This window comes from Ferruginibacter sp., from assembly GCF_031391665.1.
In the GTDB taxonomy this organism is placed as follows: Bacteria; Bacteroidota; Bacteroidia; order Chitinophagales; family Chitinophagaceae; genus Ferruginibacter.
Genome location: NZ_JANMUN010000072.1, coordinates 1 through 1,691, shown reverse-complemented (window position 1 = coordinate 1,691; position 1,691 = coordinate 1). Strand labels below are relative to the sequence as shown.

Genomic DNA, 1,691 nt, shown 5'->3' with positions numbered 1-1,691 from the left:
TTTTTCGGCCACATTATCTTCGGTAATAGTTTCGCTGTGTACATCTACAATTTTTACTTTACACTCGTTCATGGCGCCTGCATGTACAAAACTTTCTAAAATAGATTTGTAGGCATCCTGCAGCTCAATATATTTTCCTATTAAACCAATGGTAACTTTTGTTTTTGGATATTTTAATTTATCTAAAAAGGCACGCCATTTGGTAAGTTCCGGTGCGGCATACCCGTTAATTTGTAATTTTTTCAAAACAATTATATCAAGCCCTTCCTGCAGCATCATTAACGGCACTTCGTAAATGCTGCTGGCATCCATTGCTTCAATAACCGCATTGGTTTTTACATTGCAGAAAAGTGCAATTTTCTTTTTTATTTCATTGTTTAGTGGCTGCTCTGTACGGCAAACAATTACATCGGGGTGTACACCTTCCTGGCTAAGTAAACGAACACTGTGCTGCGTAGGTTTGGTCTTTAATTCTTTTGCAGCACTTAAATAAGGTATTAATGTAAGATGCACTACCATACAATCTTCTTCAGGCATTTCCCACTGTAACTGGCGTACGGCCTCTACAAAAGGCAAACTTTCAATATCGCCAACTGTACCCCCCAATTCTGTTATAATAATGTCGTATTTACCGGTTTTACCCAGTAAAAGCATGCGGCGTTTTATCTCATCCGTAATATGAGGAATTACCTGTACGGTTTTACCCAAATAAGCACCTTCTCTTTCTTTATTAATTACGGTTTGATAAATACGGCCGGTGGTAACATTGCTGGCCTGCGATGTGGGGATATTTAAAAAACGTTCGTAGTGGCCAAGGTCTAAATCTGTTTCTGCGCCATCGTCTGTTACAAAACATTCGCCGTGTTCGTAAGGGTTTAAAGTACCCGGATCCACATTAATATAGGGATCGAATTTTTGAATGGTAACCTTTAAACCCCTTGCCTGCAAAAGCTTTGCCAGCGATGCTGCAATAATGCCTTTACCTAAAGATGATGTAACACCGCCGGTTACAAAAATATATTTTGCCATAATCATAAGTTTATAATTTGTACTATATTGGGTAACCAAACAAAAAATAAGAGTCATCAGCGTTGATTTTTAAAACTTCAACGTTAATGCTGTATTTAAATAAAAATTGCCGAATTTTTTAACCCAAACTATTGCGACCAGCAGGAGATTTAAGAAAGAAAAATCTTAGAGGTCGTGTAAAGATAGGACGATTATTTGGGAGAGGGAAATTTGAAGGAAAGATTGTGGAAAAATGGTATAATTGCTAATAAAAGCAAATAAAATAACATAGTAAATTCAGTTTATGACGAATACTCTGCTAAACTTATTGAAAATAATTTTTGTTTCATTTTTTATTGTATTAACATGTTTTGTATCAAACGCTCAAATAGATACAAAACCGATTAATTATAATAACAAAGTAGAAACTTTATTGCAAAATGAAATTGGAACTCCTGGTATGGCAAATAAAATTAGTTCAGTTAATGTTATAGATGCCAGGGACGATACAAGTGCACTTGGATATTATTCGTTAGACGGCTTTACAAATTTTAAGAAGGGATGGCCCAAAACTTATTATTTTAATCCTTCATCTTCCGTTAATACCAGTATTGAAAAATGGGTTTCAAACTATCTGCAGTTAAGCAACGATACCTCTATCCTTAATAAAATAGTAATTGTTA

Annotated in this window: 2 protein-coding genes; one reads left to right on the top strand and one right to left on the bottom strand. The window is 35.2% G+C overall.

What is annotated here, in order from left to right:
• On the bottom strand, positions 1–1,029 hold a 1,029-nt coding region (locus ACY651_RS05850; RefSeq protein ID WP_462250670.1), incomplete at its 3' end, for a CTP synthase.
• 283 nt (positions 1,030–1,312) lie between these two features.
• Between ACY651_RS05850 and ACY651_RS05845 the strand changes: the two genes are divergently transcribed.
• Positions 1,313–1,691, top strand: a 379-nt coding sequence (locus ACY651_RS05845) for a hypothetical protein (RefSeq protein WP_462250668.1), incomplete at its 3' end; no start/stop codon positions are given.